This is a genomic window from Priestia sp. YIM B13490 (assembly GCF_042787735.1).
Lineage (GTDB): Bacteria > Bacillota > Bacilli > Bacillales > Bacillaceae_H > Priestia > Priestia megaterium.
Window position 1 is genome coordinate 543,682 of record NZ_JBHZOT010000003.1, and the last position, 23,939, is coordinate 567,620.

At 40.6% G+C, this 23,939-nt stretch carries 25 protein-coding genes; all 25 read left to right on the forward strand.

The genetic code is table 11. The annotated features are described in order from the left end of the window. Nucleotides 1-14: 14 nt before the first annotated feature. The 25 genes from ACFX4R_RS12690 to ACFX4R_RS12810 all read left to right on the forward strand — a co-directional run bounded on the left by ACFX4R_RS12690 (nt 15) and on the right by ACFX4R_RS12810 (nt 23,824). Nucleotides 15-416: an acyl-CoA thioesterase gene (locus ACFX4R_RS12690; RefSeq protein WP_043982478.1), complete on the forward strand. Its 402-nt coding sequence runs from the start codon at nt 15-17 to the stop codon at nt 414-416. 25 nt (nt 417-441) lie between these two features. After that, on the forward strand, nt 442-1,500 hold the full coding sequence (locus tag ACFX4R_RS12695; protein ID WP_237074910.1) for a phosphotransferase family protein: 1,059 nt from the start codon (nt 442-444) through the stop codon (nt 1,498-1,500). Further along, entirely contained in the window at nt 1,497-2,240 is a 744-nt protein-coding gene (locus ACFX4R_RS12700) for a 2-phosphosulfolactate phosphatase (RefSeq protein WP_043982480.1), read from the forward strand. The genes ACFX4R_RS12695 and ACFX4R_RS12700 overlap by 4 nt, the downstream gene beginning before the upstream one ends. After that, a complete protein-coding gene (locus ACFX4R_RS12705; RefSeq protein ID WP_043982481.1) occupies nt 2,228-4,006 on the forward strand; it encodes an acyl-CoA dehydrogenase family protein in 1,779 nt (592 codons plus the stop codon). Before ACFX4R_RS12700 ends, ACFX4R_RS12705 begins: the two co-directional genes overlap by 13 nt. An 11-nt stretch (nt 4,007-4,017) precedes the next feature. Further along, entirely contained in the window at nt 4,018-4,779 is a 762-nt protein-coding gene (locus ACFX4R_RS12710; RefSeq protein WP_162214253.1) for an SDR family NAD(P)-dependent oxidoreductase, read from the forward strand. Nucleotides 4,780-4,808: 29 nt separating this feature from the next. Then, on the forward strand, nt 4,809-5,582 hold the full coding sequence (locus ACFX4R_RS12715; RefSeq protein ID WP_043982483.1) for an enoyl-CoA hydratase/isomerase family protein: 774 nt from the start codon (nt 4,809-4,811) through the stop codon (nt 5,580-5,582). A 14-nt stretch (nt 5,583-5,596) separates the two neighbouring features. Beyond that, nucleotides 5,597-6,580: a quinone oxidoreductase family protein gene (locus tag ACFX4R_RS12720; RefSeq protein ID WP_377569702.1), complete on the forward strand. Its 984-nt coding sequence runs from the start codon at nt 5,597-5,599 to the stop codon at nt 6,578-6,580. Between the two features lie 193 nt (nt 6,581-6,773). After that, nucleotides 6,774-7,658: a pyridoxal 5'-phosphate synthase lyase subunit PdxS gene (gene pdxS, locus ACFX4R_RS12725; protein WP_162214255.1), complete on the forward strand. Its 885-nt coding sequence runs from the start codon at nt 6,774-6,776 to the stop codon at nt 7,656-7,658. A 37-nt stretch (nt 7,659-7,695) separates the two neighbouring features. Next, the gene (locus ACFX4R_RS12730) at nt 7,696-7,944 is read left to right on the forward strand and encodes a ferredoxin (protein WP_013083172.1); all 249 of its coding nucleotides are present in this window, start codon (nt 7,696-7,698) and stop codon (nt 7,942-7,944) included. A 214-nt stretch (nt 7,945-8,158) separates the two neighbouring features. Further along, a complete protein-coding gene (locus ACFX4R_RS12735; RefSeq protein WP_013057066.1) occupies nt 8,159-8,488 on the forward strand; it encodes a DUF3870 domain-containing protein in 330 nt (109 codons plus the stop codon). Between the two features lie 178 nt (nt 8,489-8,666). Further along, nucleotides 8,667-9,323: a CoA transferase subunit A gene (locus ACFX4R_RS12740; protein ID WP_043982486.1), complete on the forward strand. Its 657-nt coding sequence runs from the start codon at nt 8,667-8,669 to the stop codon at nt 9,321-9,323. Between the two features lies 1 nt (nt 9,324). After that, nucleotides 9,325-9,987: a 3-oxoacid CoA-transferase subunit B gene (locus ACFX4R_RS12745; protein ID WP_043982487.1), complete on the forward strand. Its 663-nt coding sequence runs from the start codon at nt 9,325-9,327 to the stop codon at nt 9,985-9,987. Further along, on the forward strand, nt 9,987-11,177 hold the full coding sequence (locus ACFX4R_RS12750; RefSeq protein WP_043982489.1) for a thiolase family protein: 1,191 nt from the start codon (nt 9,987-9,989) through the stop codon (nt 11,175-11,177). Before ACFX4R_RS12745 ends, ACFX4R_RS12750 begins: the two co-directional genes overlap by 1 nt. Further along, complete coding sequence (locus tag ACFX4R_RS12755; RefSeq protein WP_162214256.1) at nt 11,165-12,550, forward strand: aminotransferase family protein; 1,386 nt, start codon at nt 11,165-11,167, stop codon at nt 12,548-12,550. The genes ACFX4R_RS12750 and ACFX4R_RS12755 overlap by 13 nt, the downstream gene beginning before the upstream one ends. Beyond that, the gene (locus tag ACFX4R_RS12760; RefSeq protein WP_043982491.1) at nt 12,534-13,829 is read left to right on the forward strand and encodes an aminotransferase class III-fold pyridoxal phosphate-dependent enzyme; all 1,296 of its coding nucleotides are present in this window, start codon (nt 12,534-12,536) and stop codon (nt 13,827-13,829) included. Before ACFX4R_RS12755 ends, ACFX4R_RS12760 begins: the two co-directional genes overlap by 17 nt. A 28-nt stretch (nt 13,830-13,857) precedes the next feature. Then, nucleotides 13,858-15,318: an aldehyde dehydrogenase family protein gene (locus ACFX4R_RS12765; protein WP_097823405.1), complete on the forward strand. Its 1,461-nt coding sequence runs from the start codon at nt 13,858-13,860 to the stop codon at nt 15,316-15,318. A 29-nt stretch (nt 15,319-15,347) separates the two neighbouring features. Then, nucleotides 15,348-16,868 carry a M81 family metallopeptidase gene (locus ACFX4R_RS12770; RefSeq protein WP_377569706.1) on the forward strand — a complete coding sequence of 507 codons (1,521 nt, stop codon included), beginning with the start codon at nt 15,348-15,350 and terminating at the stop codon, nt 16,866-16,868. Further along, nucleotides 16,856-17,335: a GNAT family N-acetyltransferase gene (locus ACFX4R_RS12775; RefSeq protein WP_043982496.1), complete on the forward strand. Its 480-nt coding sequence runs from the start codon at nt 16,856-16,858 to the stop codon at nt 17,333-17,335. Before ACFX4R_RS12770 ends, ACFX4R_RS12775 begins: the two co-directional genes overlap by 13 nt. A gap of 42 nt (nt 17,336-17,377) precedes the next feature. After that, a complete protein-coding gene (gene kamA / locus ACFX4R_RS12780) occupies nt 17,378-18,787 on the forward strand; it encodes a lysine 2,3-aminomutase (protein WP_028408513.1) in 1,410 nt (469 codons plus the stop codon). Nucleotides 18,788-18,789: 2 nt separating this feature from the next. Continuing rightward, the gene (locus ACFX4R_RS12785) at nt 18,790-19,068 is read left to right on the forward strand and encodes a YokU family protein (RefSeq protein ID WP_016764133.1); all 279 of its coding nucleotides are present in this window, start codon (nt 18,790-18,792) and stop codon (nt 19,066-19,068) included. 101 nt (nt 19,069-19,169) lie between these two features. Beyond that, nucleotides 19,170-20,651, forward strand: coding sequence for an amino acid permease (locus ACFX4R_RS12790; RefSeq protein ID WP_377569708.1), 1,482 nt, complete (start codon nt 19,170-19,172; stop codon nt 20,649-20,651). 238 nt (nt 20,652-20,889) lie between these two features. Then, nucleotides 20,890-21,636 (forward strand): MBL fold metallo-hydrolase, encoded by a 747-nt coding sequence (locus ACFX4R_RS12795; RefSeq protein WP_043982499.1) that lies wholly within the window; start codon nt 20,890-20,892, stop codon nt 21,634-21,636. A gap of 66 nt (nt 21,637-21,702) precedes the next feature. Then, the gene (locus tag ACFX4R_RS12800; RefSeq protein ID WP_377569710.1) at nt 21,703-21,960 is read left to right on the forward strand and encodes a SunI/YnzG family protein; all 258 of its coding nucleotides are present in this window, start codon (nt 21,703-21,705) and stop codon (nt 21,958-21,960) included. A 39-nt stretch (nt 21,961-21,999) separates the two neighbouring features. Further along, nucleotides 22,000-22,461: a GNAT family N-acetyltransferase gene (locus ACFX4R_RS12805; protein WP_043982503.1), complete on the forward strand. Its 462-nt coding sequence runs from the start codon at nt 22,000-22,002 to the stop codon at nt 22,459-22,461. A gap of 190 nt (nt 22,462-22,651) precedes the next feature. Beyond that, on the forward strand, nt 22,652-23,824 hold the full coding sequence (locus ACFX4R_RS12810; protein ID WP_043982504.1) for an iron-containing alcohol dehydrogenase: 1,173 nt from the start codon (nt 22,652-22,654) through the stop codon (nt 23,822-23,824). Nucleotides 23,825-23,939 lie beyond the last annotated feature (115 nt).

Below are 23,939 nucleotides of genomic sequence, written 5' to 3' on the forward strand. Positions count from 1 at the left end.
AGGAGGAGAAGATTATGTATGAAACACAGGTCAAAGTGCGCTTTTGCGAAACAGACGCACTCGGTCACATTAACAATACGAGCTATTTCATTTATTTAGAAGAGGCGCGTATTGCTTTTTTTGAAGAAATGGGAGCATCCATGCATACAAAAAAGTGGGAGTATATTTTAGCGTCTACTAAATGTGATTTTGTTGCGCAAGGTTATTTTAATCAAGTGCTAATAATTAAAACCTTTGTATCTAATGTCGGCAATAAAAGCTTTACAATTGGTCATGAAATTACCGACAGCAAGACGGGATCGCTGATTGCTAAAGGAGAAGCTGTCATCGTGTACTTTGATTTTGATGCACAAAAAAGCGTGTCTATTCCAGCGGACATTAAGCAGTTTTTGATGAATTATAAAGTAGCTGTTTAACTATAAAAAAGCAGGTGGTAAAAGAATGTCACAAATCATTCCTGTACGAAAAGGAGAGGAATTAAACACGGAAAAACTGCATCAGTTTCTCCGTGTTTCGATTCCTGATTTACCTAAAGAGCCTCTTTTAATCAAGCAATTTGGATCAGGTGCGTCCAATTTAACCTACGCTCTTTCAGTCGGAGAGTGGGAGGCGGTGTTGAGACGCCCTCCCTTTGGGCCAGTTGCGCCAAAAGCGCATGACATGCAAAGAGAATACAAGATTTTATCTGTTTTATCGAAGTCTTTCCCTCTCGCTCCTAGACCGTATGTGTTTTGTGAAGATGAGACGGTGGTTGGGAAATCCTTTTTTTTAATGGAGAGAAAGCACGGTGTTCTCATCGACACAGCGTTTCCAGAAGACATGAAAGGAACTGACGAACTTTGCCGTTGTATTTCAGAACAAATGGTGGATGTCCTTGTTAAACTTCATGATGTTCCTTATAAAGGCACGCTTCTTGAAAAAATCAGCAAGCCCGAAGGATTTTTAGAACGTCAGGTACACGGCTGGATTCATCGTTATGAAAAATCAAAAACAAGTGACATACCGGAAGTAGAAGCCCTAAAAAAATGGTTGACCACACACATCCCGACTACACAGCATTCGACCATTATTCACTATGATTACAAGCTTAACAATACGTTATTTTCACCGGATGGAAATAAAATTGTAGGATTATTTGACTGGGAAATGACAACCGTTGGAGACCCGCTTGCTGATTTGGGAGTGGCGCTGAGCTACTGGATGGAAGACAGCGATCCTGAACTTTTGAAAAGAGGACTCGGAAATCCACCTGTTACTGTGCAAAAAAGCTTTTATTCCCGTCGAGATTTTGTAGAAGCATACGCTAAAAAAAGCGGACGGGATGTTTCACACATTGACTTTTACCTAAAATTTGCGTACTTCAAGCTTGCTGTCATTTGTCAGCAAATTTATTACCGTTATAAAAAAGGCCAAACAAATGATAAACGGTTTTCACAATTTGGAGATTATGTAAAAACACTAATTATTCATGCTCTGCACACAGAACGAGGACATATATGAAAGGGAAAATTCACGTAATACTCAAAAAAGAAGAGCTTCTTGCCAAAAAGCTAGAAGGAAAAACGGTTGTTATATTTGACGTTTTATTGGCTACGTCAACAATTGCGGCTGCTTTACAGCAAGGAGCAATAGAAGTTATTCCAGTAAAAAACGAAGAAGAAGCGCGTGAAAAAGCAAAAACGTACAAGCCTGATGATATTGCGCTTGTAGGCGAATATAGAGGGAAAACGATTGAAGGCTTTTTTGATCCGAATCCCAGCACGTTAAAGGAGCATGTTCAAAATAAAACGGTTATTTTGTCCACGACTAACGGAACCGTAGCCATTCATAACGCTGAAAAAGCAAACCATGTATATACAGCTTCGCTTTTAAACGGAGAAGCGGTTGCCAGTGCTGTTTGTCAGCAAGGTCAAGATGAAACTGTTTTATTGGTTTGTTCAGGTTCATCCGATCGCTTCTGTCTAGAAGATTTGTATGGAGCGGGGTATTTTGTAAGCTGTCTGCTGCAACTAAAAACATTTCATTTGACGGATGCTGCAAAAGCCGCACTGCTTTTGTATGAGGCTTATGAGCATTCACCTGTTGAAATATTGAAGTGCTCAGCCATAGGAGAAATGCTCACTCAGTATGGATTTCTAGACGAAATTGGCTTTGTAAGCCGGAAAAACGTCTATCCCGTAGTTCCTAAGGTAGTGAAAAAAAAGCTAGTAAACGGGGAGGAAACGATATGTCTGAAATGAAAACAGAAGCAAAAGGCGGATCATTTTTACTGAAAAAAACATCTACGCATCACGTTTATACACCCGAAGACTTAACGGATGAGCACCGTATGATTGCTCAGACAGCAAAGCAGTTTATTGAAAAAGAAGTAGACCCTTACCATAATGACATTGAGCAGCAGGATTTTAATAAAGTAGTAGAATTGATGCATAAAGCAGGCGAGCTTGGACTTCTTGCTCACAGTATTCCAGAAGCATATGGAGGACTAGGTCTTGATAAAGTAAGCAAAGGACTTGTAGGTGAAATCATTGGCCGGACAAGCGGATATGGAGTCGCTCATTCTAATCATACATGCATTGCGACACTTCCTATTACGTATTTTGGCACCAAGAAGCAAAAAGAAAAATACTTGCCTAAATTGGCAAGCGGCGAATATATTGGGGCCTACTGTTTGACAGAGCCAGAAGCAGGTTCTGATGCTCTTGCAGCCCAAACAAAAGCCGTATTAAATCCTGAAAAAACGCATTATGTATTAAATGGAACGAAGCAGTACATTACCAATGCAGCCTTTTCAGATACGTTCATCACGTATGCAAAAGTAGAAGGTGAACATTTTACCGCTTTTATTGTAGAAAAAGGTTTTGAAGGACTGTCTCTCGGGCCAGAAGAAAAGAAAATGGGAATCAAAGGGTCGTCTACTCGTCCAGTTATTTATGAAGATTGTTTAGTACCCGTAGAAAACGTACTTGGACAAGTAGGAAAAGGTCACTTGATTGCGTTGAACGTCTTAAACCTCGGACGTTTTAACTTAGGTTCTGCATGTATGGGCGCAGCGAAATATGCGTTTGAGCTTGCTTTAGCTTATACAAAAGAACGCAAGCAGTTTAAAACAGCTATTGCGGAATTTAATGCTTCAAAAGAAAAAATAGCAAAAATGGCGGCTCGTATTTTTGCATCTGAATCTATTCAGTACCGTACAGCCGGTTTACTAGAAGAGGCGCTTGGTGGCTTATATGAAAGTGAAAATCATAAGTTAGTAGCTAAACAGCTGGCTGAATTTGCAATGGAATGTTCAGTTTGTAAAGTGTACGGGTCGGAAACTCTTGATTTAATTGCCGATGAATCGCTGCAGCTTCATGGCGGCGCGGGGTTTATTCAAGAATATAAAATAGAACAAGTATATCGTGACTCACGCATCAATCGTATTTTTGAAGGTACAAATGAAATCAATCGCCTTTTGCTTCCAACTCAGCTTCTAAAAAAAGCAGACAAAGGAGAAATAGAGCTGAGCAAACAAGTAGAACATGCTGTTAGTGAATTGATGAGCGGTCAGTGGGAAATATCTTCAAATGAACTTCTAGCAAGAGAAAAGCAGGCGGTTATTACCACAAGACATTTATTTCTTGCTTTGTTAGGAACAGCATTCCAAACGTTTAACGCCAATCTAGCACAAGAACAAGAAACGCTGATGAAGCTCGCAGAAATTGCTATTGGACTATTCGCTATGGAGTCATCTGTGCTGCGCGCGGAAAAAGCCGTGAACAAAAATGGAGAAGAAAAAGAAAAGTTAAAAAGCAAGCTGTCAGCAACGGTTGTTAGTGAAACGCTCTTTGAAATTGAAAAGCAGGCTCGACAATTAATAAACGGGATGTTAACGGGTGAAAAACACCGGCAGTACCGCACAATTCTTGGGAAATGGATGAATGATTTGCAAAGTGAAGGAGAGTTCACGCGCAATCGAGACATCGCCCGTGAATTTATCGACAGCGGGCGATATGTTGTATAAGGAGGAATATTATGCGTTTTGAAGGGCAAATAGCTGTTATTACAGGAGCTGGAAGCGGCATTGGAGAAGCGACCGCTCAGAGAATGGCGAAAGAAGGAGCTCGCGTCATTCTTGTCGGGCGAACGAAAGAAAAGCTAGTACAGGCTGCATCGGCTATTGACACACGGTGTGAACGAAAATGCACGGATATTTTTCCAGCTGATGTAACGAAAGAAGAAGACGTCAAAGAGTTGGCTGAGTTTATAAAAGAAAAGTACGGGCAAATTCATTTATTAATTAATAACGCAGGCGGATCAGTTAATTCAACAATCAAAGAAACAACGCTTGAACAGTGGAAACACGTGCAGGACGTCAATTTAACAAGCGTATTTCTTGTCACAAAACATTTGATTCCTTTTTTAACTGAAGAAATAGGAGGAAATCGATCTATTGTTAACATCGCTTCTCTTTCAGGACATAAAGCCGGGGCACAAATTCCTCACTACAGCGCTGCTAAAGCTGCTTTAATTAACTTTACAAAAGCAATGGCGTTTGAGTTAGCACCTCACGGAGTCAGAGTAAACTCTGTGTCTCCTGGATTCGTAGAAACACCTTTAACGCAGCCTGGACTTGAAAATGAGCGCTTCACTAAGGCAATCGAAAACAATACGGCTTTAAAACGTGTAGGTAAACCAGATGAAATTGCAAACGTTATTGCTTTTGCAGCGTCTAAAGAGGCCTCTTATATGACAGGAAGTGATTTATTAGTAGACGGCGGGTGGCTTATCGTTTAATGCAAAGTAAAGAGGAGGGAATCTGAATTATGAGTGATTTATTAGTAGAAAAGCACGGGACTATTTTATCTTTAACGTTAAATCGGCCGGATCGTTTAAATGCATTCAGTGAGGAAATGATTGAAAAGTTAACAGCTGAAATAAAACAGGCGCAAAGCGATGAGTCTATTAAAGTGGTTATATTAAATGGAGCAGGGCGCTCGTTTTCTGCCGGAGGGGATGTAAAAACGATGGGCCAAGCATCCGGATCTGATGTTTATGAACATATCGGCCGTTTAAATGAATGTATTTTAGCGATGCAAAATCTAGAGAAGCCAATTATTTCAGCAGTTCATGGATTTGCAGCAGGAGCGGCTTTTAATTTAGCTCTCGCTTCTGACTTTATCATTGCGTCAGAAGAAAGTCGATTCGTATTAAGCTTTTCTCAAGTTGGATTGATTTCAGACGGAGGAGGCCTTTACTTTCTTACAAAGGTCGTTGGTCCCCATAGAGCGAAGGAACTATTATTTTTAGGAGAGCCTATGGATGCCGACACGGCTTACAAAGCTGGTTTTTTAAACCGTGTAGTACCGTTAAATCAGCTGAAAGATGAGGTCACATCCTTTGCAAGTCGCTTATCACAAGGACCAACCAAAGCGTATGGGAAAATGAAAAAAATTGTCAACGATTCCTTTCATTTAACATTAGAACAAGTCCTTGAACAAGAAAGACTAACGCAAGTTCTTATGGTAGAAACAAGAGATCATCAAGAAGGAATATCTGCGTTTAAAGAAAAAAGAAAGCCACTATTTCAAGGGAAATAAGAGGGGGATATAAGATGAAAGCCATTCAATTTACGCAGTACGGAGGACCTGATGTTCTTCAAGTTATCGATATTGCATGCCCTGTACCAAAAAAGAAAGATGTGCTCATTAAAGTTGCGGCAATCGGTGTTAATTACGCCGACGCTGCACGGCGTGAAGGAGCATACGTAGTCGAAACACCGCTGCCTTTTATCCCTGGCTCTGAAGTTGCGGGCGAAGTGGTTGAAGTAGGCGAGGATGTAAAAGAGATAAAAGTAGGTACAAAAGTCGTGACGCTGCTAGGATCTAATCGAGCAACAGGATACGCTGAGTACACGCTGGCAGATTCAAGAGGCCTTATTCCGTTGCCGGAGAATGTGGATTTAACACAAGCGGTTGCTTTGCCTCTTCAAGGACTCACGGCTTATCATATTTTAAAAACAATGGGTCGCCTTGAAAAAGGAGAAACCGTCATCATTCATGCGGCAGCAGGCGGTGTTGGAACCTTAGCTGTTCAGCTTGCCAAAATTTTTGGAGCTGGAAAAGTTATTGCTACAGCGAGCTCCAAAGAAAAGCTTGAGCTTGCAAAAAATCTCGGAGCTGACGAAGCAATTAACTATACAGAAACAGGCTGGGAAAAACAAATTTTAGAAGTGACGGGAGGAAAAGGAGCCGATATTATTTTAGAAATGGTAGGAGGGCATATATTCTATGAATCTCTTCAATGTCTTGCACCATTTGGGCGCCTCGTTTTTTACGGAATGGCTAGCGGAAAACCTGTAAAATTTAACCCCGCCCGCCTGATGGAAAAAAACCAATCGGTTCTAGGCTTTTTCTTACCTCAAATGATGGCAAAACCAATACTTTATCAGCAAAGCCTGCATGAGCTATTAAACTACGTAAATGCCGGTCAGTTAAAATTAATGCTGGGCGGCACATTTTCACTTGATGAAGCGGCAGATGTACATCGTCTGCTTCAAGGAAGAAAAACGACCGGAAAATTGGTGTTAGTTCCTTAACAAAACAGCTTCCGTCTCTAATAGGGATGGGAGCTGTTTTGGTTTAAAAAATTGGCTTTCACCTGCCAATTTTTTAAAAATCGCTTAATAATTTGGCATAAAAATCAATGTTTTTTACTAATTTCTTCTATATTTTAACACTGGCATGGAAGTTGCATAATAAGTGTTTGAACATATAAAGGAGGAAATGAATATGGTGAGAAATGGAACGGACCGCGTGAAGCGGGGAATGGCAGAAATGCAAAAAGGCGGCGTTATCATGGACGTGATCAATGCAGAACAGGCAAAAATTGCAGAGGCAGCAGGCGCTGTTGCCGTTATGGCATTAGAGCGTGTTCCAGCTGATATTCGTGCAGCAGGCGGCGTGTCTCGTATGGCAGACCCAACAATTGTTGAAGAAGTGATGAACGCTGTATCCATTCCAGTTATGGCAAAAGCTCGTATTGGCCATATTGTTGAAGCACGCGTGCTAGAAGCAATGGGTGTAGACTATATTGACGAAAGTGAAGTACTCACTCCAGCTGATGAGGAATATCACCTTAACAAAAGTACATTTACAGTTCCATTTGTATGCGGATGCCGTGATTTAGGGGAAGCAGCAAGACGAATTGGTGAAGGTGCTTCGATGCTTCGTACAAAAGGCGAACCAGGAACAGGAAACATCGTCGAAGCAGTGCGTCATATGCGCCAAGTAAACGCTCAAGTACGTAAAGTTGTAGGCATGGATGAAGACGAGTTAATGACAGAAGCAAAACTATTAGGTGCGCCTTATGAGCTATTACTGCAAATTAAACATGAAGGCCGTTTACCGGTTGTAAACTTTGCAGCAGGCGGCGTAGCAACACCCGCGGATGCAGCGTTAATGATGCAGCTTGGAGCAGACGGCGTGTTTGTTGGATCAGGAATTTTCAAATCAGACAACCCTGAAAAATTTGCGCGAGCAATCGTGGAAGCAACAACGCATTATCAAGACTATGAACTGATTGCAAGCTTATCAAAAGGATTAGGAAGTGCAATGAAAGGAATTGAAATTTCATCATTATTACCAGAAAATCGTATGCAAGAACGCGGCTGGTAATGAGTAATAACTTTTAAACTTAGTTAGGAGGATGATTATGGGGAAATATACGATAGTCGATAAAGAAACGTGTATTGCGTGCGGTGCATGCGGAGCTGCGGCACCTGATATTTATGATTATGATGATGAAGGAATTGCGTTCGTTATACTTGATGATAATCAAGGCACGGCTGAAGTGCCCCAAGAGCTGGAAGACGATTTAATAGATGCGTTTGAAGGCTGTCCAACAGAGTCCATCCGTATAGCGGATGAAAAGTTTGATGGAGACTCGAATAAATTTCAATAAAGCCGAATAAATAAAAAAATAGAAAGTTTTTTTAAAAGAAAAGAAGGATTTTGTCTAGAAAAGGCGAAATATTAGTTGTGTAAGAATATATCTTTTTAAAAATGAAAGCACTTACATGACTAAAAGAAAATGAGTTAATCTCATTTGACCTTTCAGAATTATTAGTGTAAAAGTGCGGAGTAATTAAATAGTTTTTAAAAGGAGATTAAGGGGCATGCAAATACTGAATACAGTCATTGTGACAGGATATGCAAAAGCTCCACAGGGAACTTCCATGTATGAAATGTATAAGCATGCGGGAATTGTACTAGAAGTGGATCTGACAGAGCATAAAATTGTAAATGCTGAGTTTACGTTTATTACGGAGCTGACGCAAAATTTTTTCCGGAAGCTGCTTATTGGTTACTGCCTTGCAGATGGAATTGAACCTCTTATTGAACGTATTCAAAATTATTATTTTGCTCCATCTCAACAGGCGATTATCGTAGCGCTTCAGGCTGCAATCCAACGTTACTGGGATAATGTGAATCAAAAAATTACATAGCGTTTGGTTAGAATAAAGTGAGAAGACAACCTCTTTTCATGGTCTTATTAAAACCAAGCAGATACACACACTTTACAAAGAGTGGGGACATCCCTGTTTCTTTGGGGAGTCATTGTATCTTGCTTGGTTTTTTTCGCGTAAAGCGCTGTGAAATATAAAAAGAAAAGGAGGAAACAAAATGAACAAAATCATCACGCGCGAAGAAGCAATAGAAAAAATAACAGATGGCGCACGCATTATGGTAGGTGGATTTGGTCTCGTTGGAAGCCCGCTTAGTCTGATTGAAGCGATTGCCAAATCAAACCTTAAAGATTTAGAGATTATTAGTAATAACCTCGGTGAACCTGGAAAAGGATTAGGTGTATTGGTGCAAAAAAAACAAGTAAAAAAAGCCATAGGTTCTTATTTTACTTCCAACCCTGAAGTTGTACACGCTTATCAACAACAAGAACTCCAAGTGGAGCTCATCCCGCAAGGAACAATGTCCGAGGCTATTAGGGCAGGAGGAGCAGGCATCGGAGGATTTTATACGCCTGTGAGCGTAGGGACTCAGCTTGCGGAAGGAAAAGAAGAACGAGTATTAAAAGGAAAGAAATATGTTTTGCAAGAATCGCTGCACGCAGATGTAGCTCTAATAAAAGCTAAAAAAGCAGATCGACTCGGAAATCTTATTTACAGCAAATCAGCGAGAAACTTTAATCCAATGATGGCAACGGCTGCTGATATCGTGATTGCTGAAGTAGAAGAAGTGGTTGAAGTTGGGCAGATTTCTCCTGAAGAAATTGTAACTCCTCATTTATACGTTACTTATATCGTAATGAAAGGAGAACAATAAGATGAACGTCAAACAATATATTGCTGCGCGTGCTGCAAAAGAGCTTTGTCACGGAGATGTAGTGAACTTAGGAATCGGCATTCCTACTTTAGTTGCTAATTATATTTCACCCGATGTTCACGTGTTTTTACATTCAGAAAACGGGATTCTTGGCGTTGGCCCTACTCCTGAAGAAGGTTATATAGATCCAGAACTTGTGAATGCTGGAAAGCTGCCCGTCACGGTTTTGGAAGGTGCCTCATTTTTTAACAGCGCTGATTCCTTTGCCATGATACGGGGAGGCCATGTGAATGTATCGATTCTTGGAGTGCTTCAAGTAGATGAAGCAGGCCGAATTGCAAACTGGGCTGTTCCTGGGAAAAGTGTTCTTGGCGTAGGAGGAGCAATGGATTTATTAGAAGGCTCAAAAAAAGTTATTGTTACGACTCTTCATACGAACAGCCAAGGAGAGTCAAAGCTAGTTGGGGAGTTAACTTATCCGCTTACTTCAGAGCGACGAGTCGATATGATTATTACAGAATTAGCTGTCTTTTCGGTAACAGATCATGGTCTTGAACTTCTTGAAACAGCTCCGGGTGTTTCTTTAGAGACAGTGCAACAAAAAACGCAGGCTTCTTTTCGCGTTTCTAAATTATTTAATAAAAACAATGAGGTGACAGCATAATGGTAGTGATTGTAAATGCATTTCGAACGCCTATTGGAAAGTTTGGCGGTTCGCTTGCAGATACGCTTCCAGAAGAACTAGTCTCTCTTGTGATGAAAAACAATTTGTCTTCAGCGGGATATACTTCAGAGATTGTTGATGAAATCATTGTCGGACAAACGAAACAAAGCGCTCATGCTCCTAATATAGCGAGAGTAGCCGGGCTGAAAGCTCAATTCTCTGAACGTATTCCAGCTTATACCGTGCACCGCCAGTGCGGTTCAGGCATGCAGGCTGTAATGAATGGAGCTATGTCCATTTTATCAGGTCAAGCCGAAGTGGTATTAGCCGGAGGAGTGGAAAGCATGTCTCAAGCACCGCACTATACGGTAGGCACTCGTTTTGGTTTTCACGTTGGTGATTTAACACTCTATGACTCTAATACAGAAAGTCAGCCAAAATCACAGCCTGAAACGTTATACGGAACGTTTACGATGGGACAGACGGCCGAGTGGCTCGCTGAAAAATATAGTATTAGCCGCACGGAACAAGATGAGTTTGCTTTTTATAGTCAGGAAAAAGCTAGGCGGGCTATAGAACTTGATTTGTTTGAAGAAGAAATTATCCCGGTACCTGTAAAAGAAGGAAAAAAAGGTATGAGGCATTTTGCAACAGATGAATTTCCTCGTCTTACTAGCAAAGAAAAGCTTGGTGCGCTTAAGCCTGTTTTTCAAAAGAATGGAACGGTGACAGCCGGCAATTCATCCGGCAGAAACGATGGCGCTTCAATGATGCTGTTGATGTCGGAAGAAAAAGCTGAGCAGCTCGGATTAACGCCTATGGCAAAGGTTGTTTCGTTTGCCGCAGCGGGCGTCTCTCCAAAGGAAATGGGAATTGGCCCCGTTTCTGCTTCGCAAATTGCTTTAAATAAAGTCGGTCTAAGCTTAGGTGATATGGACTTAATTGAATTAAACGAAGCATTTGCCGCTCAAAGTATTGCTTGCTTAAGAGAATGGGACATCACATCAGAAAAAGTGAATGTAAACGGAGGAGCGATTGCGCTTGGACACCCTTTAGGCTGCTCCGGGGCAAGAATTATAACAACTCTGTGTCATGAACTCCACAAGCAAAAAAGACGATACGGCCTGGCTACTATTTGCGTTGCAGGAGGATTAGGAATGGCGATGGTGGTGGAAAGATGGACGAAATAAAAAGAGATTATGTTTTTCATAGAGATTTAACAAAAAAGTATCCAATGATTACGCATGGTGAAGGAAGCTACTTAATAGATGAACAAGGAAAAAAGTATGTAGACGGCTGCTCCGGCGCCGTGGCGGCAAACTTAGGGCACGGCATTGCGCAAATAGCCGAGGCGATGGCGGAGCAGGCAAAAAAAGCGGCGTTTGTTCATACATTACGTTTTGAAACGAATGTTTTGCATAAACTTGCAGAAAAAATTGGTAAAATGGCGCCGCTTCATTTAAACAAAGTCTATTTTACATCAGGAGGATCAGAAGCAAATGAAAGTGCATTAAAATTAGCAAGGCAATATCACAGAGATGCCGGAAAGATGCAAAAACACATCGTAATCGGAAGGTGGCAGTCTTACCACGGAAACACGATAGGGGCACTATCAGCTGGAGGAGATGTAAAAAGACGATATCCTTATACACCCAACCTTTTACATTTTGCGCACGTCTATTCGCCGTATTGTCATCGCTGTCCGTATAATCGCAATCAAGAAGACTGCATGGCAAATCAAAACTGGAGCTGTATCACCGATATTGAACGCACCATTTTAGAGCTTGGTCCAGAAAATATTTCAGCTTTTATCGCAGAGCCCATCGTAGGAAGTCAGCAAGGAGCTGTTGTACCTCCGCTTGACTATTTCAAAAAAGTACGTGAGCTTTGCAGCCGCTATGACATTCTTTTGATTGTTGATGAAGTGATGACAGGCTTCGGGAGAACGGGAACTGATTTTGCAGTGGAACAATTCGGAATCGAACCGGATATCCTAACGTTTGGTAAAGGAGTTTCAGCTGGGTACGCTCCTTTAGGAGGAATGATTGTCCATGACCGTCTGATTCAAGGTCTGTTAGAAAATAGCAGCGGGAAATTTCTTCATGGCTATACGTACAGTGGACATCCTGTTTCAATAGCGGCAGGCCTTGCTGCTTTGGATATGTATGAAGAAATGAATATCCTTCAAAACGTTGAAACTCAAGGCGCGTATTTAATGGAATGTTTAGTAGCGCTGCAGCGCAAGCATCCTTATATTTCAGATATTCGCGGCCGCGGACTTTTAATTGGATTAGAACTAATGAAAGACGCCAATCAACAGATATATTTCGAGCCACGTGAAGCAGCCAGCGAAAAGCTCAATGAAATTTGTATGGAGCTTGGAGGCGTCTTTTATCCAGGATCCGGATCTATAGACGGACATAAAGGAGAACATATCATTATCAGTCCTCCTTTAAATATAACGAAATCAGAAGTTGATGAAATAGTGAGATTGCTAGATCATGCGTTTTCTATTTTTTATCAGCACATAAGAAAGGATGAGTCATATGAAAGTGCAAAATAAAACAGAAGAGCTTCAAATCAAAGGGAAAAAACATTTATCACCGGTGATGACAAGAGTAACAGAGCTTGTTATTGAAAAAGCGCACGGTGCGAAATTTTGGACAGCCGATGGCAATGAATATATTGATTTTGTATCAGGAGTAGCTGTCAATGCAGTGGGTCATACGCATGAAAAGATGGTAGAAGCGATAAAAAAACAAGCAGATCAGCTGCTTCACCTAGGCTTAAACTACGGCTATTACGAAACAGCAGTGAATTTGGCAGAAAAACTTGCGCACATTACGCCTGGAAACTTAGACACCGTGTTTTTTTCAAATTCAGGCGCAGAAGCCATTGATGGTGCGCTCAAATTAGCAAAAGCGGCCACTGGCAGACCAGCGATCATTGCTTTTGAAGGTTCTTTTCACGGCCGTACACTAGGAGCTACAGCTATTACGGCTTCAAGCTCAAAATATCGCAGCTACTACGAGCCGATTTTAGGAGAAGTGTATCACGTTCCTTATCCGTATCCAAGTCAGCTTCCTAATGTTGACGAGGAAGATGCAGAAGCATATTGCTTAAATCAACTGCAAAAGCTGTTTGAACTGCGAGTGGATCCTTCACGCGTAGCAGCGATTGTAATTGAGCCAGTCATGGGCGAAGGAGGCTATTACCCTGCTCCTTCTAGCTTTTTACGCGCACTAAGAGACATAGCGAATGATTATGGCATTCTGCTTGTTTTTGATGAAGTGCAAACGGGATTTGGGCGCACTGGAAAAATGTTTGCCGCAGAACATGCTGGAGTCACACCAGATATTTTAGTTTTAGCAAAAGCTCTTTCCGGCGGTATGCCTTTAGGAGCCATTGTAGCAAGCCGAGAACTGCATGAGAAATGGCCAACAGCTGGACATGGTTCTACTTTTGGCGGAAATCCAGTATCGTGCGCAGCGGCTTTAGCTAATATTTCAATAATTGAAGAAGAAAAGCTTGTAGAGCGCAGTGAAAAAGTAGGCGCTGATATTGTTAAACGCCTTCAGCATTCTATCGGACATTTACCAGCTATTAAAGAGGTTAGAGGAATTGGTATGATGATTGGTATTGAATTTCATGTTGAAACAGCAGCTGCTTATGTCCCTGTTATTAAATCAAAAGCGCTGGAAAAAAGACTGCTAATTATGAACTGTGGAGTCAAAGGGCAAACCATTCGTTTAATGCTGCCGCTAAATATTGATAAAGACGTGCTGGATCAAGGGCTGTCTTTACTAGAAGAAGCCATCACAGAAGCAGTTTCAATTAACTAGCTTTTTAAATGAAAAGGAGGGTAACAATATGAGTCAGACTAAAACCGAACTGTTACAAGGAAATTTATATATTAACGGCGAGTGGGTAAGTGAAGAGGAGCAAACCTATTTTGAAAGTATAAACCCTGCAACACAAGAGCTCGTTGGAACGTGCGCAGCCGCTACGGCTAGTCAAGTTGATGATGCAGTAAAAGCGGCTAGTACAGCCTACAGCCACTGGAAAAATACATCTATTCCTGAACGTGCAGCATTTTTAACAAAAGCAGCTGAGCTTTTTGAAGACAGAAAAGAAGAGCTCGCTCAAGTGATGACAAAAGAGATGGGAAAACCGCTGACAGAATCTATAGGGGAAGTTGGTGTCGTCATTGCAACAGCTCAGTATATGGCAGGAGAAGGAAGACGTTTGTTTGGCGAAATAGTGCCCGCTGGCTTTCCTGACCGAGATATAAAAATGGTTCGCGAACCGCTTGGAGTTGTGGCATGTATTACACCTTGGAACTTTCCTGTTTCTCTCGCTTCTTATAAAATGTTTGCCGCTTTAATCGCTGGCAATACCGTTGTCTGGAAGCCGGCTTCAGAAGTGGCGCTTTCAGCGAAGATTTTTATGGAAGTATTGCACGCTGCGGGGCTTCCAAAAGGAACAATTAACTTGCTTACAGGATCGGGCAGAATCGTTGGACAAAAGCTTGCTACGCACTCTGAAGTGAAAATCATCTCATTTACAGGTTCTACGGAAGTTGGTCAGCAGTTAGCAGAAATGAGCAGCAAAACCTTAAAACGAATTTCTTTAGAGCTAGGAGGAAAAAACGCTGTTATTGTATTAAAGGATGCCGATTTGGATAAAGCAGCAGAAGGAATTGTTAAATCAGCATTTACGACCACGGGCCAGCGCTGTACCGCAGCTAGCAGAGTGATTGTGGAGCGTTCAGTAAAAGAAGAGCTTTTGAAAAAAGTAATAGCTCTTACAAAAGAAATGAAGATTGGAAATGGCCTTGATGAAGGGGTTGTAATAGGCCCGCTTGTAAATGAACAGCAGTGCCGTTTAGTAGAAAATTACGTACAAAAAGCGGTGGAAGAAGGCGGAAATATTGCGCTTGGAGGTCGTGTTTTATCAGAAGAGTTAGGGACTTGTTATTACATGCCTACAATTATTGATAACGTCAGTTCGAACCACACAATTGCTCAAGAGGAGATTTTTGGCCCAGTGCTTGCTTTTATTGAAGTAGATGGCTATGAAGAAGCAATGAGCGTCAATAATGGAACGATGTATGGACTTTCCACTTCTATTTATACAAGCAGCTTGCACTATGCCAGCCGAGCGGCAAAAGACGCTGTTAGCGGATTAGTCTATATCAATAACGGAACATCTAATGCTGAAATGGGGGTAGCGTTCGGAGGAATGAAAATGTCTGGAAATGGCCACAGGGAAGTTTCTCATCATGCATTTGATGTGATGACAGAATGGAAGTCTGTCTACACCAACTATTAATCTCGCACCTTAGCGAAAAGGAGGAGCACATGTCTTCATATCGCATTGGCATTGCCTTTTTTTATCATGAATCTCACAGCTTTAGTCCATTAAAAACAGAAATAGAACAGTTTGTACAAGAAGGCTATTTTGTTGGAACGGAAATATATAAAGCATACTCAGGAACCAAAACAGAAGTAGGGGGATTTTTAGATGTATTAAAGCAAGAGAAGCAGGTAGAAATCGTTCCCCTTGTTTGTGCAGCTGCGGTTCCATCTGGGATTGTATCTTCTGAAGCTTATCATACAATTGAAAAGCAAATGTTGCACTCACTTACTCATGCGGGGCCGCTAGATGGTTTGTTAATCGCTTTGCACGGCGCAATGGTAGTAGAGCATCTTTTCGATCCTGAAGCTCATTTGTTAAGTCAGATAAGAAGCTGCATAGGAAGCAACGTTCCCATTGCTACTACGCTCGATATGCACGCAAATATCAGTGAAGATATGCTTACGTACACGCCGCTTCATTTTGGTTTTAAAACATATCCTCATGTTGATATGTACGAACAAGGAGTGAACGCTGCGCGAGCGCTTTTAACACAAGTAAAAGAAAGCGCTATCTATTATGCATCTTTAAAAAAATTGCCTATGCTTTTGCCGTCGATTAATATGCGAACCGCAGAAGGGCCGATGAAAAAAATGATTGATCTTGCTAAGCAAGCCGAGCAAGAAGCAGACGTATACAATGTTTCCATTTTTGGGGGCTTTCCGTATTCTGATATTCCAATTGCCGGAGCAAGCGTGCTCGTAACAGCTTTGAATCCTGAAACGGCAGAAAAAACAGCAAAGAAACTAGCTTCTCAGTTTTGGAGTATAAAAGAAGATTTCATCATGGATTTGCCTACCGTTGAAGAAGGTCTGCAAACAGCGTTAAAACGATCAAACGAACAGCCAATTGTGCTCGCTGATATAGCGGACAATCCTTTAAGCTGCGGAAGCGGCGATACAACAGAGGTTTTGGAATACATGCTGAAGCTAGATATGCCGGGGACACTATTTGGAGGTCTTTATGACCCTGAATCTATTAAACAATGCGTGCAAGCAGGAGTTGGGAATTACGTCTCTCTTTCCTTAGGAGGAAAAGTTTCTCCTGAGTTCGGAAAGCCCGTTGAAGTTGAAGCAAAGGTCATTGGCTTATCAGAAGGTGAATTTTACAATTCGGGACCGTTTAATCAGCATTTGAAAGTAAATGTAAAAGGTGCAGCTCATATTCGAGTAGGAGAATTGGATATTTTGTTGATTGGAAGGCCGGTATCAGCAAACGATCCTGAACTTTTTCGCCATATCGGTATCGAGCCAGCGACGAAAAAAATCATTGGTTTAAAAGCTAAAAATCATTTCAGAGCCGCTTTTGAACCGCTTGTAGGATCTATCATCTATGTGGATGCTCCGGGCGTAGCATCAAATCGCTTAACGACCTTTAATTATCAGCACATTTCAAAACCAATTTGGCCGCTGCAAGATGTCAAATATGAAAGTGAAAAAAGGAGGAAAGAAAAATGGATGCATTAAAAGAGCAGTACTATATCGAAGTGCCAGAATCGTTAAATCCTGAACAGCAAAAGATGATGATTGAACTGGAAAAAGATGCGTTTCCGGGCATGGGAGCCGTTGATGAACAGACGCTTGTACCTTTAGCCCGCTACGGCAAGCTTATTCAATATTTCCAGGAAAATGACGCAAGACCAATTGCCATTTGCGAGCTGCTTCGAGATTACAAAGATATCACAAAAGCTTATATCTTTGGTTTCTACGTCCGCTCTGATAAACAAGGAAGCGGAATTGGACAGCTGTTTTTAGAAGAAATATTTTCGGTTCTACAAAAAGATAATTTCGAAAGCGTTTGTTTGACTGTGAATGTAAAAAATGAAGGGGCTGTGAAGCTGTATAAAAAAATGGATTTTACCATTAAAGAAACGCGAGCAGGAGAGTTTGGCGAAGGAGAAGATCGCTATTATATGGTGCGGTCAATTTCTTAGTAGAACATCTATTCAAAAAATGAACTTTGGAGGGAATATAAAATGAAAAATACATTATATAAAGCAAGCAGACACTGGAAAGAAATCGAGCTTTGGAAAGATGTAACGGACGAGCAGTGGAACGACTGGGTATGGCAGCTGACAAACACGATTAAAACATTGGAAGATTTAAAGAAAGTGATCAATTTAACACCTCAAGAAGAAGAAGGCGTTAAAATTGCAACCAAAACGATTCCGTTAAATATCACTCCTTATTACGCATGGTTAATGGATGAGAACGATCCGAAATGTCCAATCAGAATGCAGTCCGTTCCTATTTCAGAAGAACTGCATAAAACAAGGTATGATTTAGAAGATCCGCTTCACGAAGATGAAGATTCACCGGTTCCTGGCTTAACGCACCGTTATCCCGACCGCGTGCTGTTTTTAGTTACAAATCAATGCTCTATGTACTGCCGCTACTGTACAAGAAGACGTTTTTCAGGACAAATTGGCATGGGCGTTCCAAAAAAACAGCTGGATACAGCTATTAATTACATTGCAGCCAACCCTCAGATCCGTGATGTATTAATTTCCGGAGGAGACGGCCTATTAATCAATGACAATATTTTAGAATATATTTTGAAAAATTTGCGCGATATTCCGCACGTAGAAATTATTCGTATCGGTACAAGAGCACCGGTGGTGTTCCCGCAGCGCATTACAGAAAACCTGTGCAATATCTTGAAGAAATATCATCCGGTTTGGCTAAATACGCATTTTAACACATCAATTGAAATTACAGAAGAATCAAAGCGTGCTTGTGAAATGCTTTCGAACGCAGGAGTTCCAGTTGGAAACCAAGCGGTTATTTTAGCCGGAATTAACGACAGCGTGCCAATCATGAAGCAGCTTATGCATGATTTAGTGAAAATTCGCGTGCGTCCTTATTACATTTATCAATGTGATTTATCAGAAGGAATCGGCCATTTCCGTGCGCCGATCAGTAAAGGGCTAGAAATTATGGAAGGACTTCGCGGCCATACGTCCGGCTATGCAGTTCCTACGTTTATCGTGGATGCTCCTGGAGGAGGCGGTAAAATTCCGCTGCAGCCAAACTATATTATTTCTCAAAGCTCCAATAAAGTGGTGCTTCGAAACTTTGAAGGTGTTATTACATCGTATCCGGAGCCGCAAAATTACCAAAGTGGAAGCGCAGAAGAATTTTATAAAAAAGTATATCCTGAAGTATTTGAAAAATTTGAAAGCAACGGTGTTCTTTCGATTATTGATGATACAAAGTTCAACTTAACACCGGAAGGTCTAAACCGTCTTGACCGCCGGAAAACGTATGACCAAAATCCAGAGCATAGCTCTTTAAAAGACAAGCGTGAAAAGCGCGATCAATTAAAAGAGAAAAAATTTGAAACGCAAATGAAAAAATACGAAACGGCGGGAGCGAAGGAGGAATAATATTGAAATGTCAATGGTGCGAATCCTATGAAGCGAAAGAGACGGATGCAACGGTTTATTGGGAGCTTCCTGACGGCACAAAAGCTATAGAAATTAAAGAGACGCCTTCCATTACATGTTCAGAATGCGGCATTACGTATCAAACAGATGCAACGGTTGGACACATTGAAGATCAACTGTTTTTAATCAACACCTCTGCCTTAGAAAAAAGTGTAACGTACGAACAGCTTATGAGCCTGCCTCGTCTATTAAAACGAAACTACTTTGATTTTTCAAAGTAAGCAATGAAGGGTCCATCTCCTGCTTTTTGTGGGAGATGGATATTCTTATACGCTTTACGTTAAACATGTGCGCATAGTTCATTTATAAAGGTGGGATAAGTATGGAAGCGGTCGATATAAATCGTAATGAAGAAGAAAAAAAGCAGGACGATAAGCATATAAAACGCCATTTAAAAGCACGCCATATGACCATGATTGCCATTGGAGGGTCAATCGGAACAGGCTTATTTCTAGCTACCGGATCATCCATCCAAACTGCTGGACCTGGAGGAGCGCTGATTGCTTACGGGGCCATTGGAATTATGGTTTACTTTCTCATGACTAGTCTTGGAGAAATGGCCACGTTTATGCCGGTATCAGGTTCTTTTTCAACGTACGCCAGTCATTATGTAGACCCAGCTCTTGGCTTTGCGCTCGGCTGGAACTATTGGTTTAACTGGGCTGTTACGCTCGCTGTAGAAATAGCTGCTTCTGCTATTATTATGAAGTTTTGGTTCCCTGATGTGCCAAGTATTATCTGGAGCGCTTTGTTTTTAGGCTTAATTTTTTTACTTAATTTCCTATCTGTAAAAAGCTATGGAGAATCTGAATATTGGTTTGCTCTCGTAAAAGTAGTAACCATCATTGTGTTTATCGGAGTGGGCCTTCTGACCATATTTGGCATTTTCGGCGGTGAATATATCGGTTTTAAAAACTTTACATTAGAAGAAGCGCCGGTCAACGGCGGATTTCTGTCCGTACTAAGCATTTTCTTTATCGCGGGATTTTCTTTTCAAGGTACAGAGCTAGTCGGCATTGCGGCTGGGGAAAGTGAAAACCCTCAAAAAAATATACCAAAAGCCATTCGCCAAGTCTTTTGGCGCATTCTTCTATTTTATATTGCAGCCATTGCTGTAATTGGGCTCATCATTCCTTACACAAGTCCATCTCTTCTAGGAGGAGATGTGGATAACATTGCTGTTAGTCCATTTACGCTTGTTTTTGAAAAAGCAGGAATTGCTGCAGCTGCTTCAGTGATGAATGCTGTTATTCTTACCTCGGTTTTATCAGCCGGAACTTCTGGCTTATATGCTTCTACGCGAATGTTGTGGTCCATGGCAAATGAAGGGCAAGCGCCTAAAGCGCTTCGAAAAATTAATCGTCGAGGAATTCCAGTAAACGCGCTTGTTTTAACCACTATCATTGGCGGTCTTGCCTTTTTAACATCAATTTTTGGCGATCAAATGTATATGTGGCTTTTAAACGCTTCAGGCATGAGCGGATTTATTGCGTGGATTGGTATTGCCATCAGCCACTATCGTTTCCGAAAAGCATATGTTGCTTCAGGACGGGATATAAATGAACTGGCGTATAAAGCAAAATGGTTTCCTCTAGGTCCTGTTCTTGCATTTGGAATGTGCCTCATCGTTATTCTAGGACAGAATTATCAAGCGGTACTTTCCGACAAAATTGATTGGTACGGCTTGACGGTCTCATACATCGGTCTGCCTCTCTTTTTAGCGACGTGGTGGGGATATAAAATAGCAAAGAAAACCAAGGTTGTACCTTTGCATGAATGTATCCGAAGAAACGATAAGAAATAAAAAAGCTATACGGCTAACGATAAGTAAAAAAGGTGAACCTTGGACAACAAGGTTCACCTTTTTATTTATAAAAATCTATCATAATACGCTTTATTTTATAGATATCATAGCATAAAAAGTGATTTTTTTCCAGTCTGGTTTTTATTTTGTTTATTGATAAAATTCAAGAATACCACTGCATGCTAAGCGATTATGGAGGTTGAAAATCTTTGTACTTTAATAAGAAAAGGGGTTTGTAATGAGAATTTCTGCAGGTGTTGAAATGCTACAGTTGACTGCCAGAGCTTTTGACCAAAATATAATATTAAATCCTACGTTAGTTTGGAATAACGATGAAGCTATTCTAATCGATACAGGAATGCCTGGGCAAACCGATCAACTGAAAGAGGCCTTGAGTGAATTGAATATATCTATTGAACAGCTAAAAGTAATTCTTCTAACGCATCAAGATCTAGATCACATAGGATGTGCGACTGATATACGAAAAAAATCAAATGAAAATATCATCGTATATGCTCATGAATTTGATAAGCCGTATATTGAAGGGAAACTTCCACTTATTAAAACGAATGCGAGTCGAATGAGTAACGAAGAACTAGCAGCTATACCTGATGAAATAAAATCTTTTTATAAAAACCCTCCAAAAGTTGACGTAGATATAGTATTAAAAGGGAGTCAAATGCTCCCATACTGTGAAGGCATTGAACCGATTTTTACCCCTGGACATACGCCTGGGCATGTAAGTTTTTATTTAAGAAAATCAAAAACACTGGTTGCTGGAGATGCTTTAGTGTTGGCAAATGGACGATTAATGGGACCTGTTAAACAAACGACCTTAAATATGGACCAAGCAGTTCAATCACTCGAAAAATTCTTACACTACGACATTGAGCATGTTATTTGTTACCATGGAGGTTATTTTCAAGGCTGTCCGAAAGAAGCAATTTTAAGGATAAAAGAACACATTGCACAGGGAGAAAGTTAAGGGGAAATGAACTTGTTTTTTGCTAGAAGAAGGAAGGGAAAATAGAAACCAAAGGGGATGTATAAAATGTTTACACCAACTATCAGTGTCCGAAAAATAAATGATAATCTCATTATAAAATGGCAGCTTTCACACTTTACGATTCCGTTAGAAGACATTCTTGAAGTAACGGAAGATAACAGGTACGGAGGCAAAGGAGTAAACGCCATTCGAATTGGCCCTCCGTACGGAACGACTGACCGCATCTTTATAAAAACGACCAATAAAAACTATCTGTTATTTACCTCAAACGCACCGGCTATATTAAACGAAATAAATTCATAACGAGCATTACTAAATACGAGATATATAGGAGAGAAAAAATTGAAGATTAGCCGTACTTTCGATACTGGTAAAATTGCCAAGCTTAATCAGTCTGTTCATCAACTGCATGTAGAATTATACCCCGAGCGCTTTCAAACATATGATTTTCAGAAGATACATGAATTTTTTAAGAAAGTGATGAAAGACGATAGATCTATCTTTCTTTTAGGAGAAGACGAAGGTCAGCATGTGGGATTCGCTTGGCTGGAAATAAAGCAGTATTCAGAGACAGTGTTTAAAAAGACTTACAAGTCAATTTATGTTCATCAAATAAACATCCCAGAACCCTACAAAAACAAAGGGTTTGGTTCAAGTTTAATGAAAGAAATTTATAGTATTGCTCGTACAAACGACATCAATACAATTGAGTTAGATTATTGGAATGATAATACGATTGCCGAAAGCTTTTACGAAAAAGAAGGATTTGTTACGTATAGAAAAATGGCTTATAAAGAACTTTAAAGAGAGCATTTACTTGCTCTCTTTTTTATATCTAAGAAGCCATTTTCTTCATTTTAATTACTCAATAAAATAAAGTACGCGATATGAGAACTTAACTCTTGAAAAATTTTTGTTTTACATTTATACTTACATTCTTGTTCGCGTAATGCGACAACTCACTTTATATTCAACTAGGAGGTATACAGATAGTATGGAAAATTTCATTTATCATAATCCCACAAAATTAATCTTCGGAAAAGATCAGCTTCAAGCATTATCAGAAGAGCTCCCGAAATACGGAAAAAATATTTTGCTTGTTTACGGCGGAGGAAGCATTAAGAAAAACGGTTTATACGATCAAGTTCTTACGCTGTTAAAAGAGTTAAACGTAAATATAAATGAGTTAGCGGGCGTAGAGCCAAATCCTCGACTATCTACGGTACGAAAAGGAATTGAAATTTGCCGAAATGAAAACATTGACTTCATGTTAGCAGTCGGCGGAGGAAGCGTTATTGACTGCACAAAAGCAATCGCTGCCGGAGCTGAGTATGAAGGAGACGTCTGGGATATTATTAACAAAAAAGTAACGGCTACAAAAGCACTGCCGTTCGGAACGGTATTAACATTGGCAGCAACAGGTTCTGAAATGAATCCTGATTCTGTTATTACGAATTGGGAAACAAATGAAAAATACGTTTGGGGAAGCGCCGTTACGCATCCTGTATTTTCTATATTAGATCCTGTGAACACGATGTCTGTTCCTAGAGATCAAACTATCTACGGCATGGTAGACATGATGAGCCATGTGTTTGAACAATATTTCCATAACGTGAAAAACACGCCTTTACAAGATCGTATGTGCTATTCCGTATTACAAACAGTAATTGAAACAGCACCAAAATTGCTAAAAGATCTGCAAAGCTACGAGCACCGCGAAACGATTTTATATTCCGGAACAATCGCGCTAAACGGAACACTTCAAATGGGCTACTTTGGCGATTGGGCTTCACATACAATTGAACACGCGGTATCAGCGGTATATGACATTCCTCATGCAGGCGGTTTAGCAATCCTATTCCCAAATTGGATGCGACACGTTGTAGATCAAGATGTAACTCGTATGAAGCGTGTAATGACAAGCATGTTCGATATTGAAACTGCAGGTAAAAGCGACAAAGAAATTGCATTAGAAGGAATCGATAAGTTAAGCGCTTTTTGGTCAAGCCTTGGTGCACCTTCTCGCTTAGCAGATTACGATATCGGAGAAGAGAGACTAGACGAAATTGCTGGAATTGCTGCTCGTGAAATGGCGTACGGAGGTTTCGGTAACTTTAAAAAACTAAATAAAGATGATATTTTAGCTATTTTAAAAGCGTCACTGTAAAGTGAAAAACAAAAAGAAGGAGACATCTGTCTTCTTCTTTTTGTTTTATCTTATAAATGACTGGAAGTTAAGTAGAGCAGGAAGAATGGTTTTTTTCTCAAATTTCAGTTAACAA

Bases quoted from the DNA above. Each gene is read 5' to 3' on its own strand.
- ACFX4R_RS12690 (WP_043982478.1), top strand. From the start codon at position 15: ATGTATGAAACACAGGTCAAAGTGCGCTTTTGCGAAACAGACGCACTC.
- ACFX4R_RS12695 (WP_237074910.1), top strand. From the start codon at position 442: ATGTCACAAATCATTCCTGTACGAAAAGGAGAGGAATTAAACACGGAA.
- ACFX4R_RS12700 (WP_043982480.1), top strand. From the start codon at position 1,497: ATGAAAGGGAAAATTCACGTAATACTCAAAAAAGAAGAGCTTCTTGCC.
- ACFX4R_RS12705 (WP_043982481.1), top strand. From the start codon at position 2,228: ATGTCTGAAATGAAAACAGAAGCAAAAGGCGGATCATTTTTACTGAAA.
- ACFX4R_RS12710 (WP_162214253.1), top strand. From the start codon at position 4,018: ATGCGTTTTGAAGGGCAAATAGCTGTTATTACAGGAGCTGGAAGCGGC.
- ACFX4R_RS12715 (WP_043982483.1), top strand. From the start codon at position 4,809: ATGAGTGATTTATTAGTAGAAAAGCACGGGACTATTTTATCTTTAACG.
- ACFX4R_RS12720 (WP_377569702.1), top strand. From the start codon at position 5,597: ATGAAAGCCATTCAATTTACGCAGTACGGAGGACCTGATGTTCTTCAA.
- pdxS (WP_162214255.1), top strand. From the start codon at position 6,774: ATGGTGAGAAATGGAACGGACCGCGTGAAGCGGGGAATGGCAGAAATG.
- ACFX4R_RS12730 (WP_013083172.1), top strand. From the start codon at position 7,696: ATGGGGAAATATACGATAGTCGATAAAGAAACGTGTATTGCGTGCGGT.
- ACFX4R_RS12735 (WP_013057066.1), top strand. From the start codon at position 8,159: ATGCAAATACTGAATACAGTCATTGTGACAGGATATGCAAAAGCTCCA.
- ACFX4R_RS12740 (WP_043982486.1), top strand. From the start codon at position 8,667: ATGAACAAAATCATCACGCGCGAAGAAGCAATAGAAAAAATAACAGAT.
- ACFX4R_RS12745 (WP_043982487.1), top strand. From the start codon at position 9,325: ATGAACGTCAAACAATATATTGCTGCGCGTGCTGCAAAAGAGCTTTGT.
- ACFX4R_RS12750 (WP_043982489.1), top strand. From the start codon at position 9,987: ATGGTAGTGATTGTAAATGCATTTCGAACGCCTATTGGAAAGTTTGGC.
- ACFX4R_RS12755 (WP_162214256.1), top strand. From the start codon at position 11,165: ATGGACGAAATAAAAAGAGATTATGTTTTTCATAGAGATTTAACAAAA.
- ACFX4R_RS12760 (WP_043982491.1), top strand. From the start codon at position 12,534: ATGAAAGTGCAAAATAAAACAGAAGAGCTTCAAATCAAAGGGAAAAAA.
- ACFX4R_RS12765 (WP_097823405.1), top strand. From the start codon at position 13,858: ATGAGTCAGACTAAAACCGAACTGTTACAAGGAAATTTATATATTAAC.
- ACFX4R_RS12770 (WP_377569706.1), top strand. From the start codon at position 15,348: ATGTCTTCATATCGCATTGGCATTGCCTTTTTTTATCATGAATCTCAC.
- ACFX4R_RS12775 (WP_043982496.1), top strand. From the start codon at position 16,856: ATGGATGCATTAAAAGAGCAGTACTATATCGAAGTGCCAGAATCGTTA.
- kamA (WP_028408513.1), top strand. From the start codon at position 17,378: ATGAAAAATACATTATATAAAGCAAGCAGACACTGGAAAGAAATCGAG.
- ACFX4R_RS12790 (WP_377569708.1), top strand. From the start codon at position 19,170: ATGGAAGCGGTCGATATAAATCGTAATGAAGAAGAAAAAAAGCAGGAC.
- ACFX4R_RS12795 (WP_043982499.1), top strand. From the start codon at position 20,890: ATGAGAATTTCTGCAGGTGTTGAAATGCTACAGTTGACTGCCAGAGCT.
- ACFX4R_RS12800 (WP_377569710.1), top strand. From the start codon at position 21,703: ATGTTTACACCAACTATCAGTGTCCGAAAAATAAATGATAATCTCATT.
- ACFX4R_RS12810 (WP_043982504.1), top strand. From the start codon at position 22,652: ATGGAAAATTTCATTTATCATAATCCCACAAAATTAATCTTCGGAAAA.